Source organism: Actinophytocola sp. (assembly GCF_009379765.1).
Taxonomy (GTDB): domain Bacteria; phylum Actinomycetota; class Actinomycetes; order Mycobacteriales; family Pseudonocardiaceae; genus Actinophytocola.
This window is the reverse complement of record NZ_WHTD01000186.1, coordinates 1-15779: the sequence shown is the minus strand read 5'-3', so window position 1 is coordinate 15779 and position 15779 is coordinate 1. Positions and strand designations below refer to the sequence as shown.

The 15779-nt window shown below is 71.6% G+C and carries 18 protein-coding genes and 2 pseudogenes; 10 read left to right on the top strand and 10 right to left on the bottom strand.

Features of this window, described 5'->3' with window-relative positions:
* The 5 genes from GEV28_RS36760 to GEV28_RS36735 form a co-directional block, all read right to left on the bottom strand.
* On the bottom strand, positions 1-1152 hold a 1152-nt coding region (locus GEV28_RS36760; RefSeq protein ID WP_291418030.1), incomplete at its 3' end, for a gamma-glutamyltransferase family protein.
* Positions 1153-1338: 186 nt separating this feature from the next.
* The gene (locus GEV28_RS36755) at positions 1339-1914 is read right to left on the bottom strand and encodes a response regulator transcription factor (RefSeq protein WP_291418028.1); all 576 of its coding nucleotides are present in this window, start codon (positions 1912-1914) and stop codon (positions 1339-1341) included.
* A gap of 312 nt (positions 1915-2226) precedes the next feature.
* Entirely contained in the window at positions 2227-2784 is a 558-nt protein-coding gene (locus GEV28_RS36745; protein WP_291418026.1) for a GNAT family N-acetyltransferase, read from the bottom strand.
* A gap of 56 nt (positions 2785-2840) precedes the next feature.
* Complete coding sequence (murA, locus tag GEV28_RS36740) at positions 2841-4115, bottom strand: UDP-N-acetylglucosamine 1-carboxyvinyltransferase (protein WP_291418024.1); 1275 nt, start codon at positions 4113-4115, stop codon at positions 2841-2843.
* A gap of 68 nt (positions 4116-4183) precedes the next feature.
* Positions 4184-4996, bottom strand: coding sequence for a trypsin-like serine protease (locus GEV28_RS36735; protein ID WP_291418021.1), 813 nt, complete (start codon positions 4994-4996; stop codon positions 4184-4186).
* 97 nt (positions 4997-5093) lie between these two features.
* Between GEV28_RS36735 and GEV28_RS36730 the strand changes: the two genes are divergently transcribed.
* The 3 genes from GEV28_RS36730 (at position 5094) to GEV28_RS36720 (ending at position 7851) form a co-directional block, all read left to right on the top strand.
* Positions 5094-5879, top strand: a complete 786-nt coding sequence (locus tag GEV28_RS36730) for a hypothetical protein (protein ID WP_291418019.1) — start codon at positions 5094-5096, stop codon at positions 5877-5879.
* Positions 5880-6007: 128 nt separating this feature from the next.
* Positions 6008-6955 (top strand): zinc-binding dehydrogenase, encoded by a 948-nt coding sequence (locus GEV28_RS36725; RefSeq protein WP_291418017.1) that lies wholly within the window; start codon positions 6008-6010, stop codon positions 6953-6955.
* Complete coding sequence (locus GEV28_RS36720; protein WP_291418015.1) at positions 6952-7851, top strand: LLM class flavin-dependent oxidoreductase; 900 nt, start codon at positions 6952-6954, stop codon at positions 7849-7851. Before GEV28_RS36725 ends, GEV28_RS36720 begins: the two co-directional genes overlap by 4 nt.
* 93 nt (positions 7852-7944) lie before the next feature.
* On the opposite strand, the gene GEV28_RS36715 is transcribed toward GEV28_RS36720, so the two are convergent.
* Complete coding sequence (locus tag GEV28_RS36715; protein WP_291418013.1) at positions 7945-8442, bottom strand: quercetin 2,3-dioxygenase; 498 nt, start codon at positions 8440-8442, stop codon at positions 7945-7947.
* Entirely contained in the window at positions 8439-8834 is a 396-nt protein-coding gene (locus GEV28_RS36710; protein ID WP_291418011.1) for a VOC family protein, read from the bottom strand. The genes GEV28_RS36715 and GEV28_RS36710 overlap by 4 nt, the downstream gene beginning before the upstream one ends.
* A gap of 48 nt (positions 8835-8882) precedes the next feature.
* Here GEV28_RS36710 and GEV28_RS36705 point away from each other — a divergent pair, with 48 nt between their 5' ends.
* The 5 genes and pseudogenes from GEV28_RS36705 to GEV28_RS42835 all read left to right on the top strand — a co-directional run bounded on the left by GEV28_RS36705 (position 8883) and on the right by GEV28_RS42835 (position 12088).
* The gene (locus tag GEV28_RS36705) at positions 8883-9506 is read left to right on the top strand and encodes a TetR/AcrR family transcriptional regulator (RefSeq protein WP_291418009.1); all 624 of its coding nucleotides are present in this window, start codon (positions 8883-8885) and stop codon (positions 9504-9506) included.
* Between the two features lie 17 nt (positions 9507-9523).
* The gene (locus GEV28_RS36700; RefSeq protein WP_291418007.1) at positions 9524-10096 is read left to right on the top strand and encodes a cob(I)yrinic acid a,c-diamide adenosyltransferase; all 573 of its coding nucleotides are present in this window, start codon (positions 9524-9526) and stop codon (positions 10094-10096) included.
* A gap of 104 nt (positions 10097-10200) precedes the next feature.
* Entirely contained in the window at positions 10201-10998 is a 798-nt protein-coding gene (locus GEV28_RS36695) for an intradiol ring-cleavage dioxygenase (protein ID WP_291418005.1), read from the top strand.
* Between the two features lie 267 nt (positions 10999-11265).
* Positions 11266-11469: pseudogene (locus GEV28_RS42840) on the top strand (DUF1206 domain-containing protein); the annotation flags it as partial.
* A 160-nt stretch (positions 11470-11629) separates the two neighbouring features.
* Positions 11630-12088, top strand: coding sequence for a DUF1206 domain-containing protein (locus GEV28_RS42835; protein WP_367115269.1), 459 nt, complete (start codon positions 11630-11632; stop codon positions 12086-12088).
* Here the strand turns inward: GEV28_RS42835 and GEV28_RS36685 are convergent.
* The gene (locus GEV28_RS36685; RefSeq protein WP_291418003.1) at positions 12085-12525 is read right to left on the bottom strand and encodes a DUF2550 domain-containing protein; all 441 of its coding nucleotides are present in this window, start codon (positions 12523-12525) and stop codon (positions 12085-12087) included. The two genes, GEV28_RS42835 and GEV28_RS36685, sit on opposite strands and share 4 nt — an antisense overlap.
* A 30-nt stretch (positions 12526-12555) precedes the next feature.
* Positions 12556-12915: a F0F1 ATP synthase subunit epsilon gene (locus GEV28_RS36680; protein WP_291418001.1), complete on the bottom strand. Its 360-nt coding sequence runs from the start codon at positions 12913-12915 to the stop codon at positions 12556-12558.
* 119 nt (positions 12916-13034) lie between these two features.
* On the opposite strand from GEV28_RS36680, the gene GEV28_RS36675 reads away from it, so the two are divergent.
* Positions 13035-13559 carry a SigE family RNA polymerase sigma factor gene (locus GEV28_RS36675; RefSeq protein ID WP_291417999.1) on the top strand — a complete coding sequence of 175 codons (525 nt, stop codon included), beginning with the start codon at positions 13035-13037 and terminating at the stop codon, positions 13557-13559.
* Positions 13560-13562: 3 nt separating this feature from the next.
* Positions 13563-14945: a hypothetical protein gene (locus GEV28_RS36670; RefSeq protein WP_291417997.1), complete on the top strand. Its 1383-nt coding sequence runs from the start codon at positions 13563-13565 to the stop codon at positions 14943-14945.
* A gap of 73 nt (positions 14946-15018) precedes the next feature.
* Here the strand turns inward: GEV28_RS36670 and GEV28_RS36665 are convergent.
* Positions 15019-15779, bottom strand: a pseudogene (locus tag GEV28_RS36665) (F0F1 ATP synthase subunit beta); the annotation flags it as partial.

The window sequence follows — 15779 nt, the reverse complement described above, 5'->3', positions numbered from 1 at the left end:
CGCGCCGGGCGCGGCGGCGGCCGGGTCGATCTCGCACGCGCGCTGCTCGGCGAACCGGTCGGACAGCAGCTCCCGCTGCGGAACGTCCACATAGGCCGAGTCGCCGATGTACCGGCCCCGGTCGGCGAACGCGAGCCGGCTCGACTCCAGGTAGTGGTGCAGCGCCTGCACGCGATCCATTTCGGACAGGTCGAACCGCTCCAGGATGTTCAGCGACTCGCCCACCGTGATGCCGCCGCTGGAGGACGGCGCCATGCCGTACACGTCGTACCCGCGGTAGCCGACGTGTGTCGGGCGCCGGTCGATGGTGCGGTAGTGCTTGAGGTCCCGCACGGTCATCAGGCCGGACAGCGGGTCGGTCGTGGCGTCCGGCGCGACCGGTGGCGTGCGCACCGCGTCGACCAGGTCGCGGCCGATCGAACCGCCGTACAGGGCGCGGATGCCGTCGCGCGAGATCTGCCGGTAGGTGTCGGCGAGGTCGGGGTTGCGCAGCCGGGAGCCGACCTCGGGCAGCGCGCCGCCGGGCAGGAACAGGTCGCGGGTGGAGCCGAACTGGGCGAACCGCGCCTGGTTCTGCCTGGTCTGCTCGCGGAACGTGGCGTCGACGGTGAAGCCTCGGTCGGCGACCTTGATGGCCGGCTTCAGGTTGTCGGCGAGGTCGAACCGACCCCAGCGGTCGAGCGCGCGCTCCCAGGTGGCGAGCATGCCGGGCACGCCGACACCGAGGCCGCTGGTGACCGCGGTCGGGAACGCGTAGGGCTGGCCGGTGGCCGGGTCGACGAACATCGTCGGACTGCCGGCCTGCGGCGTGGTCTCCCGACCGTCGATGGTGGAGACCTGGCGGGCGCGCGCGTCGTAGTACACGAAATAACCGCCCCCGCCGATGCCGGCGACGTACGGGTCCGTGACGCCGAGGGTCGCGGCGACCGCGACCGCCGCGTCGGCCGCCGTGCCGCCCTTGCGCAGGACGTCGAGGCCGGCGTTGGTGGACTCGACGGTGTCGGACACGACCGCGCCGCCGGTGCCGACGGCCACCGGTTTCTTGCCGGGCGGTGGCCGGTGGTCGGCGGTGGCCGTGGCACTTCCGGCCGCGAGTGCCGTGGCGAGCAGGAGTCCTACCGATAAGGCCGAACCGATCCGGCGGGCACGCATGCCGGCCCCTTCCCATGTGGCGTCAGGTGCCTCATTGTCTTACCCGCCCGGCCTCCCTCGCACAACGACCACTCGGCCGACCACTCAGGAATCCAGATACCGCAACACGGCGAGGTCGTGTCTCGTGGATCTTGGTCGATGGGGTTCGTGATCCAGCTGGCTCCTGGCAAGGCGGCGGAAGGTCGCTCATACCGGGTTGTATTCGGGCCTTCCGACAACGCGGCCAGGGGACAGCTGGGCGCGAATACCACGATCCAAGATCCGCGAGACATGGCCTGGTCGTGTCTCGTGGATCTTGGTCGATGGGATTCGTGATCCAGCTGGCTCCTGGCAAGGCGGCGGAAGGCCGCTCATACCGGGTTGTATTCGGGCCTTCCGACAACGCGGCCAGGGGACAGCTGGGCGCGAATACCACGATCCAAGATCCGCGAGACATGGCCTAGCACCGAGGTAGCCGACCCGACCGCTGTCGCCGCTGATGAGCTCGGCCGCGTAGCGCTTCTCCACGTACTGCGAGAGCACCAGCACGCCGACCTCCGGCCAGCGGTTGCGCACGGTGAGCGCTGCCCGCAGCCCTTCGTCGGTGTGGGTGGGCGGCATGCGCACGTCGGTGACCACCACGTCGGGCCGGTCGAGCTCGACCGCCGCCACCAGCTCGTCGGCGTCGCCCACCGACGCCACCACGTCGTGACCCTCCTCGGCGAGCAGCCGCACCAGTCCTTCGCGCAACAACGTGGAGTCCTCCGCCAGGATCACCCGCACGGCAGCCTCGCGGAGACCACCGTGGGCCACCGAGCGGACTGTCCACACGGAACTCGCCGTCGGCCGCCGCGACCCGTCTGGCCAGTCCGGACAGCCCGGTGCCGGTCGGCTGCGCGCCGCCCTCACCGTCGTCGCGCACGCGGGTGACCAGCCACGAGTCGTCGCGGAAGACATCGATGACGATCGTCATCGGCCTCGTCGCTCTGGCGACGGTGACCTTCGTGGTGGTCCGGGTCCGGGATCGCCGCCGCGAGAAGGCGGAGACGTAGGTACTTCCGGCCACCATGACCAGCTAAGGAGATCCGTACCGTGTCAACGACTGTGACCAGCAGGTGGCGAAAGGCGCTGCATCCACAGCGAGCTGATGTACCGACCGTTCTTGACGGCGTACTCGCGGAACGTGCCGACCTCTGTGAAGCCGAACTTTCGATGCAGTGCGACCGACGCGTCATTGGGCAGGGCTATGCCCGTGACGACGACGTGAACCGGCTCGTCGGCAAGGCGATCGAACAGCGCGCGATACAGCGAGGAACCCACGCCCTGGCCCCGGCAACCGACATCCAGCGCGATGCTTACCTCGACCGTCTGCCGGAATGCTTCGTGGTCCCGGTAACGCTGACTGCAGGCGTAGCCGACGACCAGGCTGCCGCGTCGAGCGACAAGCAGCCGATACGGCCCCGTCGAGGCGAACTGCTCGAACCAATCGCGCCGCGCGGCCACACTGGTCGGCCGAGTGTCGAAGGTCGCGATCGAGTTGGCCGCCGTGTGGTTGAGGATCTCCACGATCCCGGCGAGATCGTCCTCGGTCGCAGGCCCGATCACGACACCGTCCGGGTCGGCATACGCGCCCGCATCAGCCAGTTCGCTCACCTCGACACGGTAATCCCGACCACGCACGAACATCTACCGCGCGGCGGTCCGGGAGGTCAGGACCGTTCCGGCGCCGCGGCCACCCGGCGGACGTCCGCGCCCAGGTTGACCAGGTTCTCCACCAGCCCGGGATATCCGCGATCGATGTGGAACACGTCCCACACCTCGGTCACACCGTCCGCGCACAGACCCGCCAGCACGAGACCGACACCGGCGCGGATGTCCGAGGCCCACACCGGCGCGCTGGACAGCCGCGCCACGCCGCGGACCACCGCGTGGTGGCCATCGGTACGGGCGTCGGCGCCGATGCGGATCATCTCCTCGATGAAGCGGAACCGCGCCTCGAACAGGTTCTCCGTGATCATCGAGGTGCCGTCGGCGATCGAGGTCAGCGCGATGGCGAACGGCTGCAGGTCGGTGGCGAACCCCGGGTACGGCAGCGTCACGAAGTCCACCGCGGTCGGCCGGTCGCGCTGGACGACCCGGAAGGCGTTGCCCTCGAGGATGGTCACGTCGGCGCCCGCGGTCCGCAGCTTCTCCAGCACGAGGTCGAGGTGGTGCGGGTCGACGCCGCGCACGGTCACGTCGCCGCGGGTCATCGCGGCCGCGAAAGCCCAGGTCGCGCCCACGATCCGGTCGCCGATCACCCGGTGCTCGGTGGGCTGGAGGGCGTCGACGCCGTGGACGGTGAGCGTCGACGTGCCGGCGCCCTCGATCTTGCCGCCCATCTGCAGCAGCATCGTGCACAGGTCGACGATCTCCGGCTCGCGCGCGGCGTTGTCGATCACCGTGGTGCCGTCCGCGAGCACGGCCGCCATCAGGATGTTCTCGGTGGCGCCGACGCTGGGGAAGTCCAGCCAGATCTGCGCGCCGTGCAGGCCCTCGGCCTCGGCCACGACACAGCCGTGCTCGATCTCGCTGTGCGCGCCGAGCTGGCGCAGGCCGTTCTGGTGCATGTCCAGCGGCCGCGACCCGATGGCGTCGCCACCCGGCAGCGCCACGACCGCGCGCCTGCAGCGACCCACCAGCGGGCCGAGCACGCACACCGACGCACGCAGCTTGCCCATCGACGCCGAGTCGGCATGGTGGTTGAGGTCCGCGGGCGTGGTGATGGTGACCGTGTCGGCCTCGATGGTCACCTCGCACCCGAGACTGCGCAGCACCTCGCCCATCAGCGGGACGTCCAGGATCTCGGGGCAGTTGGTCAGCGTCGTCGTGCCTTCCGCGAGCAACGCGGCGGCCATCAGCTTCAACACGCTGTTCTTGGCCCCGACGACATCGACCGCGCCGGCGAGCCGCGCCCCACCGTGAACCTGGAAGTGCTCTGTCACGAGCGCCCATCATGCCCGAGCCCGCGCACCGTCCGCCCGCGACCCGCGCGTCGGCCGCCCCGGCGCCGTCAGCTACGGCGCAGCGAGTCGATCGCGCGGGAGACCCAATCCGCCTCGACAGGAATGGAGGTGAAGCCCGCGTAGAGCTTCGTGGTGCTGTCCGAGCCGAGCGAGGTCACCCCGACCTGCCGGTACGGGCCACACCCGTGACGCACGAGCAGCGGACCGCCCGAGTCGCCACGGTTGATGGTGGAGTTGTCCCGGGTGCCCTTCGTGCAGATCGTCGTCGCGTCGTAGTAGGTCGGGATCGTCCAGAACACGTCCGGCCCGCATTCCTTGTCGCGCAACACGGTCTGGCCGCTGGACTGCAGGCGCGTCGCCATCACCTCGCACACGGGCGGCGCGTTGGTGCAGCCCCACCCGGAGGTCACCACACGGGCGCCGGCCCGTGGCTCGGCGGTGGCCAGCCGGACCGTGGGCGTGGTCTGCGGGGTGGCGAGCCGGAGCACCGCGACGTCGTGCCGGTTGTCGACGGTGAGGTCGTAGCCCTCGGGCACCTGGTGCCCCAGCGTGCCGACCTTCGGCGCGTCGGGCCAGTCCGGGATGTCCGCGCCGACCACGACCGCGATCCCGCCCTGCGGCACGCGGTCGACGCAATGCGCCGCGGTGAGCACGATGTCGGGCTCGATGAGCGTGCCGCCGCAGCGCGGGCTGTCCGGCGTGTTGGCCAGACGCAGCGACACCCTGAAGGGATAGTCGCCGATCGGCGCGTCCTCACCGTGGTAGATGGCCTGCGCCGCGGGCGCTGCGATCGTGGTGGCCAGCACGGCGAGCAGGACCGCGGCCAGGCGTGCGGCGGCGCGGCGTGGTCGACCGGGCATGTGAGCCTCCTCCGGTTCGACACCATTGTCGGGGTTCGCCGGGCATGTGCGATACCCGTCCGCTAACCTGCCGCCACTCGGCACGAGAGGGGTAGCGATGAAGGCTTTGTCGAGACTGGCCAGCCCGGCCGGGTTCGCGCTGGTGTTGCTGCTGTTCCTGTTCCTGCCGTTCCTGTCGGTGTCCTGCGAGGTGCCGGGCATGGGCTCGATCGGCGCGGACTACAACGGCGTGGAGCTCGCCACCGGCGCGGAGCCGGAGGTCGAGGTCCCCCGGGATCTCCAGGACATGGCCGACGAGTTGCCCGGCGGATCGAGCACGTCCTCGGAGCCGCCGCCGGACCCGGGCGTTCAGGCGCTCGCGATCATCGCCGGTGTCGTGCTGCTGGCCGGCATCGCGCTGCCGTTCGTGCCGCGGTTCCGGGACCGGACGCGGGAACGGCTGTTCGGCAGCGCCGCGGTCGCCCTGCTGGCCGGCGTCCTGGTCGTCGTCACCCAGACTGTCGCGCAGTCCAACCTCACCTCGCAGCTCAAGGACGACGCCCAAGGGCTGTCCGAGGACGAGGTCTCGACGCCGGACATCAACTCGGTCGCCGGCGAGCTCATCCACACCGAGGTCGGCTTCTGGCTCACCCTGGTCGGCCTGGTGCTGATCGCGCTGCTCAGCATGGGCTTCGTGTTCAAGGACAAGATCGTGCCCAAACCTGCGCTCGCCGAACCACCGGGCACGGCGTATCCGGGCACGGCTCCCTCACCGGACGGCCCGCCGCCGGACCCGAACGCGCAGGGCGCGCCGGTCACCGCGGAACAAACCGGCGAGCAGCCCGGTCGGTTGCCGGGCGCGCCGGACCAGTCGCCGAGCGACCCGCCACCGCAGCAGTCCTGATCTCGTGCCGAAAGCGCCCGTCCGTCACCCGGACGGGCGCTTTCGCGTTGCCGAGCCGTTCTCCTTGACCTCGACAATAGTGGAGGTTGCACGCTGGTGCCGTTGCCGGGTGACGGAGCGGAGGACCGATGCGTGCGGTGTGGTTGACGGAGTTCGGCGGGCCGGAGGTGCTCGTCGCGCGCGAGGCGCCCGATCCGGTGCCGGGACCCGACCAGGCGCTGATCGAGGTGACGTTCGCCAACATCACGTTCATCGAGACGCAGTTCCGGGCGACCGGCTCCGGGCCGTTCACGGGATCGCTGCCGATGATTCCCGGCAACGGGGTCGGCGGCGTGGTCATCGCGGTCGGCGAGGATGCGGATCCCGGTCTCGTCGGCGCCCGGGTGGTCACCAGCACCGGCGGTTCCGGCGGCTACGCGGAACGGGCCGCGGTGGACGCGGCCGCCGTGTTCGCGGTGCCCGAGGGCGTCGCGCTCGACACGGCCGTCGCGCTGCTCGCCGACGGGCGCACCGCGACCATGCTCGTGCACGCCGTCGGCCTGCGGGCCGGCGAGCGGGTGCTCGTCGAGGCCGCCGCCGGTGGGGTCGGCAGCCTGCTCGTCCAACTGGCCAAGGCGGCCGGCGCGCACGTCGTCGCCGCGGTCGGCGGGGCGCGGAAGGTCGAGGTCGCCCGCGAGCTCGGCGCCGACGAGGCGGTGGACTATCGCGAGCACGGCTGGCCGGACCGGGCCGGCGGGGTGGACGTGGTGTTCGACGGGGTCGGCGGCGACATCGGTCGCGCGGCGTTCGGGCTCCTTGACCGCGGCGGCCGGATGCTCAGCTTCGGCCTGGCGAGCGGCAGCTGGACGTCGATCGCGCCCGAGGAGGCGGCGCGGCGCGGTGTCACGCTCGTCCGCGCCACGCCGACGCCGACAGAGCTGCGCGCATACACGGAGAGCGCCCTCGCCGAGGCGGCCGCCGGCCGGCTGCGCCCGCTGATCGGGCAGCGCTTCCCGCTGGAGCGGGCCGCCGACGCGCACGCGGCGATCCAGTCGCGCGCCACGGTCGGCAAGACACTGCTGGAGCTTTCCCGGTGAGGGTCGGCATCACGCTGCCGGCGACCGGCAACCCGGGCGCGTTTGCCCGGCACGTCGAGGACATCGGTCTCGACTCGGTGTGGACCGGCGACCACCTGATCGCGGTGGCGCCCAAGCTCGACAGCACGCTGCTGCTCGCGACCGCCGCGGCGACGACGACCCGGATCGGGCTCGGGTTCGGCGTGCTGATCCTGGCGCTGCGCCCGGTGGCGTGGGCCGCGAAGCAGGTGGCGACGCTGCAGCACCTCTCCGGCGACCGGGTCCTGCTGGGCATCGGCACCGGCGGGGAGGTCCACGGCGACGAGGGCTGGCGCGCGGCCGGCGTGCCGTTCGCCGAGCGCGGGCCGCGCACCGACGCGGCACTGTCCGTGCTGCCGGACCTGATCGCCGGCAAGCCCACCGAGCTCGACGGCGACAGCGGACACAGCGGCGACAGCGGAGACAGGGGTGGGCCGGTGAGGCTCGCGCCCGGCGCGACGATGCCGCCGGTCCTGATCGGCGACGGACCGCAGGCGCTGCGCCGGGCGGCCCGCCTCGGCCACGGCTGGTACCCGGCGTTCCTGCCACCCGCCGCGCTGGCCGCGGGGGTGCGCGAGCTGGCCGAGCGAGCCGAGGCGCACGGCCACCCGACGCCGGGGGTGACCGCACAGGTGAGCGTGGGCTTGGGCGACGTGCCGACCGAGGTGGTCGACGCGCAGGTACGCGGCCTCACCGCCTACGGCATGTCCGAGGCGGTGGCGCGGCTGTCGCTGGTGACCGGCGGACCGGCGGCGGCCGCGGACCGCCTCGCGGCGCTCGCCGCGGCGGGCGCGGAGCGCATCGTGGGTCTGCCGTTCGCCGACGACAACCACCGCCAGGCGGAGCTGCTGGCCGAAGCCGTGCGGCTGGCGGGTTGAGCCGGGCCGGGCGGCCTGGTGGCCTCCGGCCCCCGGTATCCATTCTACGGCCGGGCACCGACGGTTTCGGGCGCTCCGGAGCGGGCCCGTGGATCACCGACTCCGCTCGGAGTCCAGGGTGATCGGTGGGCCGACGATCTCGTTGCCGTGCCGGCGGCCCGCCTCGACCAGCCGGGGAATGTCCGGTTGGGACGGTTCGGGCAGTCCGAGGTGCTCGGCCGGGCGGCCGACCTCGGTGATGAAGCGTTCGAACCCCGCGGGTGAGGTGATCTGCAGCCCGCGCACCGGGCCCGCCGACACCACGAACGAATGCGGGATTCCCCTCGGCAGGAAGACGAACGCGCCGGGGCCTGCCACGGACCGGCGTTCGCCGCAGTCCACGACGAGCTCGCCGTCGAGGATGTAGAACGCCTCGTCCTCCGCCTCGTGGATGTGGCGAGGTGGGCCGAAGCCCTGCGGCGCCCATTCCAGGAGCGTGAACGCGCCGCCGGTCTGGTCTCCGCCGGCCTTCACGGTCATCCGGGTGTCCAGGAACCACACGTGCTCGCCGTCCTGCTCCGCGAGCACGTAGCCGGCCGGGTCGAAGGTCACGACGCGCCGCCTGACAGCGTGTACAGCCGGACCTCGATGCCGTCCGGGTCGTGCAGACCGACCAGCACCGAGCCCACGTGCCCGGTCACGATGCCGCCGTGAGCCTCGCCCAGCGAGGTCAGGTGCGCGCGCCACTCCTCCAGGTCGGGCACCGACGGCACACCGATCGCGATCGGGTCGAAGCCCGCCATCGCCTTGGCGCGGTCCGGGTCGCAACGAAACGCCAGGGGCACGGTGCCCGACGCGTCCCGCATCGCCACGCCCATCAGCACACCGTCCTCCACGAACTCCAGCTCCACCGTGAAGCTGAGCACCCGCGCGTACCAGTCGCGCGTCCGCTCGACATCGGTGACCGGCAGCTTCACGTGGTGGAAGCCCTGCAATGCCGCCATCGCCGCCCCTCCTCGTTAGAGTTGAACTCTAGAGTTAGACTCCAACATGTGTCCGATGGTGTCAAGAAGAAAAGGCAGCAGCCGAGGGAGACCCGGCGGCGCATCATCGCGGCCGCCGCCGACCTGTTCGTCGCGCAGGGCTATGCGGCCACCAAGCTCGAGGAGGTCGCCACCAGGGCCGACGTCGCGGTGCAGACCGTCTACTTCCACTTCACCAACAAGCACACCCTGCTCAAGGAGGCCGTCGACGTCGCGTCGGTCGGCGACGACGAGCCGGTCCCCGTGCTCGAACGCCCGTTCGTCCAGGAGATCCGCGACGAGCCCGACCCGCGCCGCGCGCTCGCCATCTGGACCGCGACGAGCCGGGCGATCTTCGAGCGGGTCGCGCCGATCATGCAGGCGGTGCGCGACGCCGCCGGCACGAACGCGGAGATGGCCGCCCAGTGGGAGGTCAACCAGACGCAGCGCGCCACCGCGCACCGGATGCTCGCCGAGCTGATCGACGAGAAGCGGGCGCTGAAGGACGGGCTGGCCGTGGACCGGGCCGCGGACATCATCTTCGGGCTGATCAGCCCCGAGCTGTACCTGTTGCTGACCGTCCGGTGCGGCTGGTCGGCCGCCGAGTGGGAGAGCTGGATCACCGAGACCGTCGCGGACGCCGTGCTGCGCTGAGCCGTATCGTGCAGCGCATGGCCGTGCACATCACCCGCGTCTACACCAAGGTCGGCGACGACGGCAGCACCGCGCTCGGCGACGGGCACCGGGTGCCCAAGACCGACCCGCGCCTCGCCGCCTACGCCGACGTCGACGAGGCCAACGCGTCGATCGGGGTCGCGGTCGCCATGGGCGGCCTCACCGACGAGATCGTCGAGGTGCTGCGTGCGGTCCAGAACGACCTGTTCGACGTCGGCGCCGACCTGTGCGCGCCCGTCGTGCCGGACCCGAAGTACCCGCCGCTGCGCATCACCGAGCCCTACGTCGAGCGGCTCGAGGGCTGGTGCGACGACTTCAACGGCCGGCTCGCCAAGCTCAGCTCGTTCATCCTGCCCGGCGGCACCGCGGGCGCCGCGCTGCTGCACGTCGCCCGCACGGTCACCCGACGGGCCGAGCGCAGCGCGTGGCGCCTCATCGAGGCCGACGCCGAACGCACCAACACCCTCGCCGCGAAGTACCTGAACCGGCTGTCCGACCTGCTCTTCGTGCTGTCCAGGGTCGCGAACCCGGACGGCGACATCCTGTGGGCGCCCGGCGGCGGCCGCTGAACAAACGCTGAACAAACGCTGACCCAAACGCGGACACAGCCGGCGCACAGCGACCACACAGCCCGCACCCGCACCATCGGACCTGACGACAAGGAAGGTCCGACATGCATGACCACGACCGGGGTCTCGAGTTCGACCTCGCGACCCTGCGCAGCAGACGCTCCGTCCTGGCCCTGTTCGGCGGCGCGGGACTCGCGGTGATCGCCGGATGCGCGGCCACCGACCCGACCCCGAGCCCAGCGACCACCAGTACCGGCACGGCGGCCGGCACCACGGCGGCCGGGCTCGAGGAGATCCCCGAGGAGACGGCCGGCCCCTTCCCGGGCGACGGCTTCAACGGGCCCGACGTGCTCACCGAGAGCGGCATCGTCCGCGGCGACATCCGGTCCAGCTTCGGCTCGGCCTCGGGCACGGCCGACGGCGTCCCGCTGCGCATCGAGCTGACCGTCGTCGAGGCGGACACCGGCGCCGCCCTGCCCGGCGCGGCGGTGTACGTGTGGCACTGCGACCGCAACGGCGACTACTCGCTGTACTCCGACGCCGCCGCCGACCAGAACTACCTGCGCGGCGTCCAGGAGGCCGACGACACCGGCGACCTCGTGTACACCAGCATCTTCCCCGCCGCCTACGCCGGGCGCTGGCCGCACGTCCACTTCGAGGTCTACCCGACCCTTGCCGACGCCACGAACGCGGGCACCAAGCTCACCACCTCGCAGCTCGCCCTCCCCCAGGACGTCTGCGAGACCGTCTACGCCACCGACGGCTACGACCGGAGTGTCCGCAACCTCGCGGGCACCTCGCTCGAGCGCGACACCGTGTTCAGCGACGGCTGGGACAGCCAGCTCGCGACCGTCACCGGCGACCCGAGCGGCTACACCGCCACGCTCACCGTCGCGGTGTAGCGCGGATCAGGTCGTGTCTCGTGGGTCTTGGTCGATGGGATTCGTGATCCAGATGGCTCCTGGCAAGGCGGCGGAAGGCCGCATACCGGGTCGTATTCGGGCCTTCCGACAACGCAGCTCGGCGAACTCCGAGGCCGGCGCGGCCAGGGGGTAGCTGGGCGCGAATACCACGATCCAAGATCCGCGAGACATGGCCTAGCCCGAACGGACCGTTCCGCCCGGCCACGCGTGGGTACCTCCCCGGCGGCAACCCCCCGAGGAGGCGTCATGAACACCGCGCGGGCCACCACGGCCAGAGCGAAGAACACCACGACGATGCAGGTGCTCGGCCGGGCCGGCATGGTCTGCTACGGCGCGGTCCACGTGCTCGTCGCCTACCTGGCGATACGGGTGGCCTTCGGGGAGTCCGAGAAGGCCGACCAGCGCGGCGCCATCGAGGAGATCGGCTCGAGCGGCATCGGCGGGTTCCTGCTGTGGGTGCTGGCCGTCGGACTGTTCGCGTTCGGCGCCTGGCAGTTGCTGCTCGCCCGCGAGCGGCTACCGCTGGATCCACGAGAAGGGCAAGCGCACCCGCAAGCGCATCGGGTCCGCGGCGCGCGCCGTCGTCGGGATCGCACTGGGCGTCAGCGCCATGACACTCGCGAGCGGGTCGGGCTCCTCGGGCGGGTCGGGCAACCAGCAGCAGCAGACCTGGACCGCGAAGCTGCTGGCGCTGCCGGCCGGCCCGTTCCTCGTCGGCGTCGTGGCGCTGGTGATCATCGGCATCGCGGTGGCGACGGCTGCGAAAGGCTTCCGCACGTCGTTCCTGGATGACCTCGACCTGGCCGACCTGCCGCGTGGCACCCGGCAATGGGTCACCCGGCTCGGCGTGTTCGGCCATATCGCGAAGGGCGTGACGTTCGGGATCGTCGGCGTGCTGATCGGGTTCGCCGCGCTGGACCACGACCCGAAGAAGGCCGGCGGCCTCGACGCTGCGCTGAAGACGCTGGCCGCGCAGCCGTTCGGCACGGTGGCGCTGGTGGTGGTCGCGCTCGGTCTGGCCGCGTTCGGCGGGTACTGCTTCGCCGCCGCGCGGGCGCACAAGACCTAGGAGGCCCAGGGCAGACGCCCTGGCGGCGCGGACTCCAGCCAGGACAGGAAGCCGGTCAGGGCGTCGGGGCTCATCGCGATCTCGATGTGCGGCTCGGTGGCGCGGCCGGAGTCGGAGAAGCGGAGCACCCGCGACGCCGGCGGCATGCTGTACAGCTCCGAGCCGGACGGGTCGCGCCGGTCGGCGATCTCCAGGGTGCTGCGGTGGATCACCCGGTCGGGGCCCGGCCGCAGGCTCAGGACCCGGAACCAGACGAACTCGTCACCCTGGTAGCGGCCGACCCCCAGATGCCAGCCCTTGCCGGACGGGTCGAGCCGGGTGCGCAGCGCCGCGTGCACGCCGCCGGAACGCAGCGCCCGCAGCCGGCGCACGGTCAACCAGGCCAGGACGACCAGGATCAGGAAGAGGACCGCTCCGACAACCACGGTGATGTCCACGGCCCGCCCCTGCCCGCCGCCCCGCCGACCTCAGTTCTGTCCTGCGGCGCGGAGCCGGCCAAGCGCTCTCACGCGCGTCTCCTCGTCGGCGTCGAGGTCGGCCTTGGCCTGCGCGACGTCGATCTCGTCGGCCAGCTCGGCGGACTCGGCGAGAATGCTCACCGTGTCGCCGGTGACGGACAGGAAGCCGCCATGTACGGCCGCGGTGACGGTGTCGCCGTCGGTGGTACGCACGGTCACCACGCCACCTTCAGTGAGCTGACCGAGCACCCGCTCGTGGCCCGGCATGATGCCGATCTCACCCTCTGTGGTCTGGGCCACGACGAAGGTGCCGGTACCCGACCACAGGCGGCGTTCCACGGCGACCAGCTGGACGGACATCTCGGCCACGCCGTACCTCCTCGTTACAGGGCTTCCAGAACTCGCAGTCTAATTGGTCCACAGACAACCTCCCCAGCCAGGCCGGTGTACAGAACGGTGAGACAGGTCACCAACCATCAGGGGTACGCATGAGTGACGCGGAGTTCACGGACTTCGTCACGCACCGCTCCCCCGCTCTGCTGCGCACGGCCTACCTGCTGTGCGGCGGCGACCGGGGGGCCGCGGAAGATCTGCTGCAGGATGTGCTGGAACGGATCTTCCCGCGCTGGCGGCGCATTCGTGAACGGCCCGAACCGTACGTGCGCGCCGCGCTGGCCAACGCGGCCACGAACCGGTGGCGGCACCGCGCGCGCCGGGTCCCGGAGTCGGCGCTGGACCGGGACCACCCGCACCCGCACCTTCCCGGCCCGGAGCAGCGGGTCGCGGACCGCGAGCTGGTCGTGCGGGCGCTGGCCGAGCTGCCGCCCCGGATGCGGGCGGTGATCGTGCTCCGGTTCTTCGACGACCTGACCGAGCGGGACACGGCGGCCGCACTGCGCTGCGGCGTCGGCACCGTGAAGAGCCAGACCTCCCGGGGCCTCGCCCGGCTGCGCGAGCTGATCGCCGCCGCCACCGCCGACGACCCGCACCCCTCCATCAACCGGAGCAGCTGACCTATGGACACCCACGAGCTCACCAGCGCGCTGCACGAGGCCACCGACGGCCTGGAGCCCCGCGCCGACTTCGCCGTCGCCGTGCTCAGGGGCGGCAGGCGGCGCCGCACCCGCGGCCGCGTCGCGATCGGCGCCGCCCTCGCCGGCACCGCCGCCGTCGCGGTCCTCGCCGCGGTCGTCGTGCCCAACCAGCTCTCCGCTCCCCCACCCGCCGAGCAGCCCGACGGCCCGGCCAAGACCGTCGACCTGCTCACCGACTCCGGCGGCGACCTCATCGACGACGAGGGCACCGTCCGCCTCGCGACCACCGGCTGGCAGGACGCCGTGGACGGGACCCCGGCCAACGCCGACGGCCACCTGAACGGCAGGAAGGGCAACCCGCATGTCTACTGGGCCGGCACCACCCCCGCCGGGCCCGCGGCGCTCGTCACGCAGGCGGTCGTGCTGCCGTCGGACGACACCGTGGAGCCCACGGACCGCGGGCGGGAGGTGACCGCCGTCGGGCTCCTCGTCACGAACCCCGCGGACACCGAGAAACGCGAGCTCGAGCTGGTGGCCGTCCAGCTCGACGGCGACCACAACGGCCGTGGCGGCTACTTCATGTTCCCCGACAACCGGACCGTGCTCGGGATCGAGCCGACGGAGCTGGGCGGCAAGGACCTGTCGTTGTTCGTGTCGCCGAACACCGCGATCGGCCCGGACGGCCGCTCCCGCCGGCAGTGGACCCCGCTCGCCCCGCACGACGGCGTCGCGTTCGTCCAGCTCCCGGCGCCGGCCGACCCGCGCAACGTCCGGCTCGTCGTCGGCGACACCGGCGGTGATCCCAACGCGGGCGAGCAGAAGATGGGCGCGCACATCCCGCTGCTCGCCGCCGTGGTCTACATCGACCCGACGCTGGGCGTCGACCGGGACAACGGGCCGGGCTGGCCGCCGGAGGACGTGAAGGTCGGGTACGACCACGAGCTGGCCCGCAGCCCGGTGAACCTCTTCGGCGCGGCACTGCGCGAGAGCACGCTGCTCGACCCGGCGTCGTTCGAGGAGGTCGAGGGCCAATGGCTCGTGGTCGCCGGGCTGGCGAACAAGAAGACGATGATCGTCGGATCGTACCAGGAGGTGAACAACCCCGCCTACTTCTTCTACGTACTGGTGCGGTCCGACGGCTCGGTCGAGAGCGTGACGCGTGGCCCGCAGGTCGACCCGTCGGCGCTGCTGCCCGTGGTCCTGCACCTGCCCGGCGGCGACGGCTGGGTGGTCGCCGCCAACGTGCAGCAGCTGAGCCATCGCTCCGGCGGCGCCTGGTCCACCCCGGTGGCCGACGCCGACCTGGTGCCCGCCGACGCCACCCAGGTCCGGGTCGGAGACCAGGTCGTCGACCTGCCCAACTGACCAGTGCACGTGGCCAGTGAGAAGAACGCCCCGTCCGGAGTCCGGGCGGGGCGTTCTCGCGTCTGGCCGAGACCTACTTCTTGGTGATCTCCTTGTACTTCCGCTCCAGGTCCTCCAGGCCACCGATGCCCAGGAAGGCCTGCTCCGGGTAGTTGTCGAAGTCGCCCTTGGCGATCTTGTCGAACGCCTCGACGGTTTCCTCGCGCGGCACGGTCGACCCCGGCTGGCCGGTGAACTGCTCGGCGACCAGCATGTTCTGCGACAGGAAGCGCTCGATGCGCCGCGCCCGCTGCACCGTCACCTTGTCCTCTTCGGACAGCTCGTCCATGCCGAGGATCGCGATGATGTCCTGCAGCTCCTTGTACTTCTGCAGGATTCGGATGACCTCGGCGGCCACCCGGTAGTGGTCCTCGCCGACGATCCCCGGGTCGAGGATCGTCGAGGTCGACGCCAGTGGGTCCACCGCCGGGAAGATGCCCTTCTGGAACACCGACCGGGAGAGCTCGGTGGTCGCGTCCAGGTGGGCGAACGTGGTGGCCGGGGCCGGGTCGGTGTAGTCGTCCGCGGGCACGTAGATCGCCTGCATCGAGGTGATCGACCGACCCTTGGTCGACGTGATCCGCTCCTGCAGCTCACCCATCTCGTCGGCCAGGGTCGGCTGGTAGCCCACGGCCGAGGGCATACGGCCGAGGAGGGCGGAGACTTCCATGCCGGCGAGGGTGTAGCGATAGATGTTGTCGACGAAGAAGAGGACGTCGCGGCCTTCTTCGTCACGGAAGTACTCGGCCATGGTGAGGCCGGAAAGGGCGACTCGGAGGCGTACTCCGGGCGGCT

What these genes read in the sequence shown, in the direction of transcription:
- GEV28_RS36735 (WP_291418021.1), bottom strand. Translation starts at nt 4,996, where the DNA reads ATGCCCGGTCGACCACGCCGCGCCGCCGCACGCCTGGCCGCGGTCCTG.
- GEV28_RS36730 (WP_291418019.1), top strand. Translation starts at nt 5,094, where the DNA reads ATGAAGGCTTTGTCGAGACTGGCCAGCCCGGCCGGGTTCGCGCTGGTG.
- GEV28_RS36725 (WP_291418017.1), top strand. Translation starts at nt 6,008, where the DNA reads ATGCGTGCGGTGTGGTTGACGGAGTTCGGCGGGCCGGAGGTGCTCGTC.
- GEV28_RS36710 (WP_291418011.1), bottom strand. Translation starts at nt 8,834, where the DNA reads ATGGCGGCATTGCAGGGCTTCCACCACGTGAAGCTGCCGGTCACCGAT.
- GEV28_RS36700 (WP_291418007.1), top strand. Translation starts at nt 9,524, where the DNA reads ATGGCCGTGCACATCACCCGCGTCTACACCAAGGTCGGCGACGACGGC.
- GEV28_RS36695 (WP_291418005.1), top strand. Translation starts at nt 10,201, where the DNA reads ATGCATGACCACGACCGGGGTCTCGAGTTCGACCTCGCGACCCTGCGC.
- GEV28_RS42835 (WP_367115269.1), top strand. Translation starts at nt 11,630, where the DNA reads ATGACACTCGCGAGCGGGTCGGGCTCCTCGGGCGGGTCGGGCAACCAG.
- GEV28_RS36675 (WP_291417999.1), top strand. Translation starts at nt 13,035, where the DNA reads ATGAGTGACGCGGAGTTCACGGACTTCGTCACGCACCGCTCCCCCGCT.
- GEV28_RS36670 (WP_291417997.1), top strand. Translation starts at nt 13,563, where the DNA reads ATGGACACCCACGAGCTCACCAGCGCGCTGCACGAGGCCACCGACGGC.